Annotated in this window: 8 protein-coding genes and 1 pseudogene; all 9 read right to left on the bottom strand. The window is 70.8% G+C overall.

The window, feature by feature from the left end; all coding sequences use genetic code 11:
• Positions 1 to 393: pseudogene (locus D7W81_RS37820) on the bottom strand (hypothetical protein); the annotation flags it as partial.
• A gap of 1 nt (position 394) precedes the next feature.
• Positions 395 to 1,171 carry an enoyl-CoA hydratase-related protein gene (locus D7W81_RS37825; protein WP_120560228.1) on the bottom strand — a complete coding sequence of 259 codons (777 nt, stop codon included), beginning with the start codon at positions 1,169 to 1,171 and terminating at the stop codon, positions 395 to 397.
• Between the two features lie 18 nt (positions 1,172 to 1,189).
• On the bottom strand, positions 1,190 to 2,038 hold the full coding sequence (locus D7W81_RS37830) for a 3-hydroxyacyl-CoA dehydrogenase family protein (RefSeq protein WP_120560229.1): 849 nt from the start codon (positions 2,036 to 2,038) through the stop codon (positions 1,190 to 1,192).
• A 49-nt stretch (positions 2,039 to 2,087) separates the two neighbouring features.
• Positions 2,088 to 2,495 (bottom strand): hypothetical protein, encoded by a 408-nt coding sequence (locus D7W81_RS37835; protein WP_120560230.1) that lies wholly within the window; start codon positions 2,493 to 2,495, stop codon positions 2,088 to 2,090.
• A gap of 4 nt (positions 2,496 to 2,499) precedes the next feature.
• Complete coding sequence (locus D7W81_RS37840; protein WP_120560231.1) at positions 2,500 to 3,018, bottom strand: hypothetical protein; 519 nt, start codon at positions 3,016 to 3,018, stop codon at positions 2,500 to 2,502.
• Positions 3,019 to 3,046: 28 nt separating this feature from the next.
• Positions 3,047 to 4,132 (bottom strand): iron-sulfur cluster carrier protein ApbC, encoded by a 1,086-nt coding sequence (gene apbC / locus D7W81_RS37845; protein ID WP_120560232.1) that lies wholly within the window; start codon positions 4,130 to 4,132, stop codon positions 3,047 to 3,049.
• Positions 4,133 to 4,286: 154 nt separating this feature from the next.
• Positions 4,287 to 4,889, bottom strand: a complete 603-nt coding sequence (locus D7W81_RS37850; RefSeq protein WP_120560233.1) for a hypothetical protein — start codon at positions 4,887 to 4,889, stop codon at positions 4,287 to 4,289.
• Between the two features lie 90 nt (positions 4,890 to 4,979).
• Entirely contained in the window at positions 4,980 to 5,726 is a 747-nt protein-coding gene (locus D7W81_RS37855) for a TFIIB-type zinc ribbon-containing protein (protein WP_158621769.1), read from the bottom strand.
• Between the two features lie 10 nt (positions 5,727 to 5,736).
• Positions 5,737 to 7,425 (bottom strand): signal peptide peptidase SppA, encoded by a 1,689-nt coding sequence (gene sppA / locus D7W81_RS37860; protein WP_120560235.1) that lies wholly within the window; start codon positions 7,423 to 7,425, stop codon positions 5,737 to 5,739.
• Positions 7,426 to 7,518 lie beyond the last annotated feature (93 nt).

The raw sequence follows: 7,518 nt of genomic DNA on the forward strand, positions 1-7,518 counted from the left end.
GTATAAGAGACAGCCCTCGGCCAGCACGCCGAAGCGGGATGCGTCCGGGAAGGCGTACGCGCGGGCCCCGGCGAGCAGGCGGAAGGTGGACGGCCGCAGCCGCAGCTGGGGTTCCACGAAGGGTGACAGGATGAGCGTGGGACCCAACACGCCGGGTACGTCCAGGGGTGGCGTGGCCCACGGGTGGATGGGCCAGGAGAGCACCCAGTGGGCGCCGTCCCCCCATTCGCGGCGGAGGTCCGGGATGGCGGGCTCCAGGAAGCACAGCGTGTAGAGACACAGCGTGCGCTTCCAGGACACCAGGGCCGGGGCGCGGGGCTCACGCTCCTCCGCCTGGGCCGGCGGCGCGGCCAGGAAGCACAGCAGGCTCCCGGCCGCGACCGCGTGCTTCACGTCACTTGCCCTGGAAGTTGGCCGGACGCTTGGCGAGGAACGCGGCCATGCCCTCGCGCTGATCCTCCGAACCGAAGAGGACCGCGAAGCCCTGGCGCTCCAGCTCGTTGGCGGCGCGCAGGTCCTGGTCCGCGCCGTACTCCACCACGCGCTTGGCCTGGGCCACCGCGAGCGGGCCGTTCTTGAGGATCTTGGCGGCCACGGCCTTGCAGTGGGCCATGAGCTGATCCGGAGGCAGCACCTCCAACACGAGGCCGATCTCCTTCGCCTTCGCCGCGTCGATGCGGTCCGCGGTGAAGAGCAGCTCCTTGGCGCGGGCGCGGCCCAGGAGGCGCGTGAGGCGCTGCGTGCCGCCGAAGCCCGGGATGACGCCCAGGGCGACTTCCGGCACGCCCAGCTGCGCATTCTCCGACGCGTAGATGAGGTCGCAGCCCAGGGCCAGCTCCAGGCCGCCGCCCAGCGCGAAGCCGTTCACGGCCGCGATGGTGGGGATGGGCAGGTTCTCCAGGGACGCGAAGACGTGGTGCCCCAGCGCGGAGAACTCACGGGCCTGCGCGGCGCTGATGGTGGACATCTCCGCGATGTCCGCGCCCGCGACGAAGGACTTGTCCCCGCCGCCGGTGACGATGAGCGCGCGCGTGTCGTCCTTCAGCGAGCGCAGCGCGTGGTCCATCTCGTGGAACGTGGCGCTGTTGAGCGCGTTGCGCGCCTTGGGGCGGTCCACGGTGAGGATGGCGATGGCGCCGTCCTTCTCGAACTTGATGTTCTGGTAGTCCATGTGGTGTCTCCGGAAGGCCTAGTACTTGTAGAAGCCGCGGCCGGACTTCTTGCCGTACCAGCCGGCGTCCACGTACTGACGCAGCAGCGGGCACGGGCGGTACTTGGAGTCGCCCAGGCCCTTGTGGAGCACCTCGGCGATGTAGAGCACCGTGTCCAGGCCGATGAAGTCCGCCAGCTGCAGCGGGCCCATGGGCTGGTTGGTGCCCAGCTTCATCGCGGTGTCGATGTCCTCCGCGGTGCCCAGGCCCTCCATCAGCGCGAAGCAGGCCTCGTTGAGCATGGGGATGAGGATGCGGTTGACGATGAAGCCCGGGTAGTCCTTGGAGACCACCGTCGTCTTGCCCATGCGCTCGGCCATCGTGCGGATGGTGGCGTAGGTCTCATCGCTGGTGGCCGCGCCGCGGATCAGCTCCACCAGCTGCATCACGGGCACGGGGTTCATGAAGTGCATCCCGATGACGGCTTCCGGGCGCTTCGTGGCCGCGGCGATGCGCGTGATGGGGATGGACGACGTGTTGGTGGCGAGGATGCCGCCGGGGCGGACGACCTCGTCCAGCTCCAGGAAGATGCGGCGCTTGAGGTCCTCGTTCTCCGTGACGGCCTCGATGGCGACGTCCACGTCCTTCGCGTCGCGCGCGCTGGTGAAGGTGGCGAGGTTTCCTTCGGCGGCCTGCTGCTTCGCCGCGTCCAGCTTGCCCTTCTCCACCAGCTTCTTCAGGCCGGCCTTGATGCGGTCCGCGCCCTTGGCGAGCCCGTCCTTGTTGACGTCCACCAGCGACACGCGCAAGCCCGCCTGGAGCGCCACCTGCGCGATGCCCGCGCCCATCTGCCCTGCTCCGACGACGACGATGTGTTCCGTAGCCATGGCGTCTTCTCTCCTGTGCCGGCGGCCATAACGCACGCCCCCAGGAGGGTCAACGACTGGCGGCGGGCAGCCTCGGCTGGCGGACGATGGCCTCACCTTCGCCCACCGTGAGCCGCTCCTCCACGCGCACGCGCGGCTCGCGGCCCTCCACCTTCACGAACAGGAGCGCGCGGAAGGTGCCCTCCGGCAGGCGCATCTTGAACGTCACCTCCGGGGGCGGCCCGTTGGCGAAGAAAAGCTCCTCGCGCTTGAGGATGTGCTCCTCGTCGTCCAGCACCTGGAGGTCCAGGGCGCGCGCGCTGCTCCAGCCGTCTCCGGTGAGCTGGAGGATGATCTGCCGCTCCGGCAGGTCCGTGGCCTTCCACAGCCACAGCCCCACCGCGACGATGGCGATGAGCGCCAGCCGCTTGATCAGGGGATGGGTGCGCCAGGTGCGGCGCGGTGCTTCCTCCGCCACGTCCCTACTCCCGCTTCGAGCGCTTGGAGGCGGGCCGGCGCGCGTTCACGTCGGTGATGACCACGCGCGCGGTGGGCGCCTCCGCGGCCTTCTTGGAGGCCTTGGTGGGGTGCGGCTCCGGCTCCGGCGCGGGCGCCTCTTCGGACTTCTCCGACGGCACCAGGCGGATCTGCGCCTTCACCTCCACCGTCATGCCGGAGAGCAGCTTGAGGAACTCGTCGCGCAGCTTCTCCGACTGCATGAAGCGGCGCAGTTCCTCCGTGACGACGCGGCTGATGTCGTCCTTGGTCTTCTCCGCCTGGGAGAGGATGAAGCCCAGCGCCTCCTTGGGGAGCTTCAGCTGGCCGGCGAGGGCACGGATGCCCTCCTCGCCCATGAAGACCGCGCCCATGCCGGCCACCGCCATGCGCCGCACGAAGTCCGGCACGAAGCCGCCCGTGCGGGCCTCCCGGCCGGACTGCTGCTCCGAGTCGTCGTCGAACAGCGGATCAGGCGGGAGGTCGTCGTTGCCGGCCGGGGCCATGCGGGGTCTCCTTCACTTCAGTTGAGCCCTACCGGGCCTGCATCACCGGCAGGGGCACGCTCTTCATGGACTGCGCGGACACGCGGCCCGCGATTGCCCGGGCGACGTCCTGGAAGGCCTGTGCCTCCGGGCTGTCCTTGTGCCCCACCACCACCGGCACGCCCAAGTCTCCTGCCTCGCGCACCTTGAGGTCGAGCGGGATCTCCCCCAGGAATGGAATGCCGAACATCTCCGCCGCCTTGCGCCCGCCGCCGTGGTTGAAGATGGGCGTGCTCTTGGAGCAGTGCGGGCAGATGAACTGGCTCATGTTCTCCACGATGCCCAGCACGGGGATGTGGACCTTGTCGAACATCTGCTTGGCGCGCACCACGTCCGCCAGCGCCACGTCCTGCGGCGTCGTCACCAGCACCGCGCCCGCGGCCCGCACGGACTGCGACAGCGTCAGCGCCACGTCACCCGTGCCCGGGGGCAGGTCCAGGATGAGGTAGTCCAGCTCCCCCCAGTTCACGTCGCGCACCAGCTGCATCAGGGCGCCGTGGAGCATGGGGCCGCGCCAGATGAGCGCCTGATCCGCCTCCACCAGGAAGCCAATGGACATGACCTTCATGCCGTGGGCAATGAGCGGATCCAGCGTCTTGCCGTTGGGGCTCACCGGGCGCTTGTCCGCGGTGCCCGTCATCAGCGGCACGGAGGGGCCGTAGAAGTCCGCGTCCAGCAGGCCCACCTTCGCGCCGTGCTGCGCCAGCGACGTGGCCAGGTTCACCGCCACCGTGCTCTTGCCCACGCCGCCCTTGCCGGCGCCCACGAGCAGGATGTTCTTCACGCCCGGCAGCAGGGCCCCGCCACCGGAGCCGCCAGCGACGCCGCGCACCTGGGCGCCCCACTCGATGTCGAAGGACTTCAGGCCCGGCACCGCCTTGAGCGCCGCCTCCGCGTCCGCCTGGATCTTCCCCTTCATGGGGCACGCGGGCGTGGTCAGCTCGATCTTCAACTTCACCGTGTCGCCGGTGACGCGCACGTCCTTCACCATCCCGGCCTTCACCAGGTCGACGTGCAGCTCGGGGTCGATCACCTTCGACATGGCCGTCATCACATCGGCCTGGGAGACGCTCATCGGGACACCTGAAACCTTTTGAAAACGGGCGTTTGCACGCTTGAAGGGGGGCGGAGATTGCCAGCACTCCGGGGGCTGTCAACGTCGTTTAACGCACATCTCCGCAGGCCGCCCGGCCATCCACCGGGCCCGGAGCGCGCGCGGCTTCTGGCCTTCATTCGATAGCGGCCACCCGGTACTCGCCGTCCTCCAGCACCAGGCGCACCGCGCGCTCGCCGCCCAGGGGGAACAGGGCCTCGCCCGCCGCCACGCGCACGTGGGTGTTGAGCGCCAGCCGGGCGCGGCGCAGGCGCTCCTTCGCCAGGGGCTCGCGCTCGAAGTCGTCCCGCAGGCGCTCCGGCGTGTAGCGGGCCCGCAGCGGCGAGGCGAGCAGGCCCCACGCGCCCTTCCAGTCGCGGGACTCCACCTCATCCAGGAACTTCTTCAGCGCCGCCCGGGGCACGTCCGCGGGGCGGGACTCCACCACGCGCCAGTCCTCGCCCTGGCGGGCCAGCGTGACGGACGGGGCCCGGGCCTCCAGCACGCCCGTGCCCGCGCGGACGGCGGTGGCGCGCTCCTTCCGGGCGGCTGCGTCGGAGTACTCGTCCAGGAAGGCACCCTCGCCCTCCGGGCCGCCGGTCGTCAGGCGGTAGGCGTCCGACAGGCGGTTCTCCTCCAGCGCCTTCGCGTACGCCTCCGCCACCGAGGCCGGTTCACGGGACGCGGTGGCGCAGGCGGTGCCCAACAACAGGAGGCTCAGGGGAGCAAGGCGGGTCATCACTGGCGCGGCAGGGTAGACCCCTGCTCCAGGGTGGGCAATGTCCCGTCGGTGCTCCGGGCTCCTGGCAGGCGGGCGTCACGCGAGGGTCTAGCGGCGCAGCAGCCGGAAGAGCCAGACCACGATGTCCGCCAGGTCGATGCCGTCCGACGCGTCCAGGGTGGGCATGGTGCTCGCGTCACGGTGCTTGGGCAGGCTGTCTCCCGCCACGGCGCCCTTCGGGCGGTGCTCCCGGCAGTAGATGTCGCCGTTGAACGCATGGGCATGGACCACGGAGACCTGGATGCCACACTGGACGCAGGACAGCGGGGAGCGCACGCCCAGGCCGCCCGTGGGCGAGTCCGACGGCGGCAGCGCGGCCGTGGCGCCCGGGGCCATCCAGGGGTCCGCGCCCCCATCCGTCGCGGGAGCGACCTCCCATCCCTTGTTGGACGCGGGCGCGGCCTTGGGGGCCGTCACGGAGGCGTTCTCCAGGGCCTCGAACTTGCCCGCGTCCAGCCAGGTGCCTCCGCAGTGCGTGCACAGGTCCACGTTGCACACGCGCGCGTTGACCAGCGCCAGCCGGGCGCCACAGCCGGGACAGCCCACGGGCTGACCGTTACAGGTGGCGCAGACGGCCAGGGCGCGAGGGATGAGATGTCCCCCCTTGCGGCACCGTGAAGCGGCCTGCTTCGCCGCGTTCAGGAGGGGCTTGAGCGACGGCCGGTCCGGAAAGCGCTCCAGCTCCCCCCGGTCGAAGTACAGGCCGTTGCAGCGCGGACAGAGGTCCACCTCCACGTCGGAGGCCTGGACGGCGTTCAACGGCTGGCTGGGGCAGACCGGGCAGGAGCGGACCATGCCGCGCATGCTAGTCGATGCGCCCCGGCGTCCCGAAGCCCTGAAGGCTCCAGGCCGCGGTGCAGAAGGCATACGTGGCCGGGTGCGACGCGCCCATCAGCAGCTTGAGCAGCGACAGCTTCGCGCGGGCGCCGCCGTAGCGCACCAGCTCGAAGTCGTCCGACGGCACGCGCGCCTCTTCCAGCGCGTGACGGCAGACGTCCTCGAAGCCGCCGATGCGGTCCACCAGCCCCGCCTCCTTCGCGCGCAGCCCTGAATAGACGCGCCCCTCCGCGCGCTGGTGGATCTCCTCCTTCGTCCGGCCTCGCGCCTGCGCCACCAGCTCCAGGAAGGACTGGTAGCCCTCCTCCACCTCGCGCTCCAGCGCGGCGCGCTCGTGGGGCGTGAAGCCTCGCGAGGAGGAGAAGAAGGCCGCGTTCTCGCCCCGCGCCAGCGTGGTGCGGCGGATGCCCAGCTTCTCCAGCAGCTCACCGTACTCGAACTTGCCCACGAAGATGCCGATGGAGCCCACGACGGCATGCGGCGCGGACCAGATCTCCTTCGCGCCAATGGCCGCCATGTAGCCACCGCTCGCGCAGACCTGATCCACGTACGCGATGACGGGCTTCTGCTTCGCCACGCGCTTCACTGCTTCCAGAATCTGCTCGGACGCGAGCGCGGAGCCGCCGGGGCTGCCAATCGCCAGCACCACCGCCTTCGCGCGCGTGTCCCTCGCCGCGCGTCGCAGCGCCTTCACCACCGAGTCCGCCGCCGCGAACCGGCCCGCGCCGCCGCTGCCCGGGATGATGATGCCCGCCACGTCCACCACCGCCAGCCGGGGCTTGCGGCGCAGCCTTCGCCACTTCACCGGCGGGAACGCGAGCGTCGCCAGGTATGCGTCATACGTGGGCACCGGCGGCTCCTCGTCCTTCTTCGCCTCCAGGCCCAGGTGCGCGCCCAGGTCCGCCTCGTGGACCAGCCCGTCCACCAGCCCCGCCTCCAGCGCCCGCTTCGCGCTGTAGGGCCCGGAGTCGATGAGCGCCTTCGCCTCCTCCGGGGTCTTGCTCCGGTCGCGGGAGATGGCCTCCACCAGCGCGGCATAGCGTTCGTCCAGGAAGGACTCCAGCGTCTGGCGCTGGATGTCGGACACCTTGCCGTCCGTGAAGAGCTCCGGCGCCGTCTTGTAGTCACCACGCCGGGCGAAGTGCGCGTGGATGCCCACCCGGCCGAAGGCCTCGCCCAGCACCGTGGCCTCGGCGGCGTAGCCCACCAGCTCCACCCGGCCCATGGGGGCGAGCAGCACCTCGTCCGCCGCGCCCAGCACGGGGTAGGCGTCCGTGTCCACCATCACCGCCCAGGACACCACCCGCTTGCCGGCGGCCTGGAAGTCCGTCAGCAGGGCGCGCAGGGCCTCCCGCTTGGCGTCCGGGATGCCCAGGCCCTCCAGCTCCAGGAGGACGCCCTCCACCTTCGGATCCGCGGCCAGCACCTTGAGTGCTCTACCCAGCACCTCCAGTGACGTCACGGTGGCGGGTTCCACCTGGGTGCCGCCGATACGGAAACGTTGCACCGGGCGCGGGCGGTACGGGAGGTCGCCCGCGAGCCGGAAGCGGATCCACGTGGGCCTTTTGCGCGCCGCCATCAGACGAAAGGGCAGGCCCAGGAGCAGCCGCAGCCCCAGGAGGAGGTTCGCCAGGAAGAGGAAGGGAAGGCGGAGCATCCCGCGCGCCTAACGCCCTGCGCCGGACGAAGCAACCCCTGTTCACCCGCGCCGGGAGGCTCTGTTAGGCTCAAGGCCCATGCCCTCCCCCTC

Source organism: Corallococcus aberystwythensis (assembly GCF_003612165.1).
In the GTDB taxonomy this organism is placed as follows: domain Bacteria; phylum Myxococcota; class Myxococcia; order Myxococcales; family Myxococcaceae; genus Corallococcus; species Corallococcus aberystwythensis.

Bases quoted from the DNA above. Each gene is read 5' to 3' on its own strand.
- D7W81_RS37825 (WP_120560228.1), bottom strand. From the start codon at position 1,171: ATGGACTACCAGAACATCAAGTTCGAGAAGGACGGCGCCATCGCCATC.
- D7W81_RS37830 (WP_120560229.1), bottom strand. From the start codon at position 2,038: ATGGCTACGGAACACATCGTCGTCGTCGGAGCAGGGCAGATGGGCGCG.
- D7W81_RS37840 (WP_120560231.1), bottom strand. From the start codon at position 3,018: ATGGCCCCGGCCGGCAACGACGACCTCCCGCCTGATCCGCTGTTCGAC.
- apbC (WP_120560232.1), bottom strand. From the start codon at position 4,132: ATGAGCGTCTCCCAGGCCGATGTGATGACGGCCATGTCGAAGGTGATC.
- D7W81_RS37850 (WP_120560233.1), bottom strand. From the start codon at position 4,889: ATGACCCGCCTTGCTCCCCTGAGCCTCCTGTTGTTGGGCACCGCCTGC.
- D7W81_RS37855 (WP_158621769.1), bottom strand. From the start codon at position 5,726: ATGGTCCGCTCCTGCCCGGTCTGCCCCAGCCAGCCGTTGAACGCCGTC.
- sppA (WP_120560235.1), bottom strand. From the start codon at position 7,425: ATGCTCCGCCTTCCCTTCCTCTTCCTGGCGAACCTCCTCCTGGGGCTG.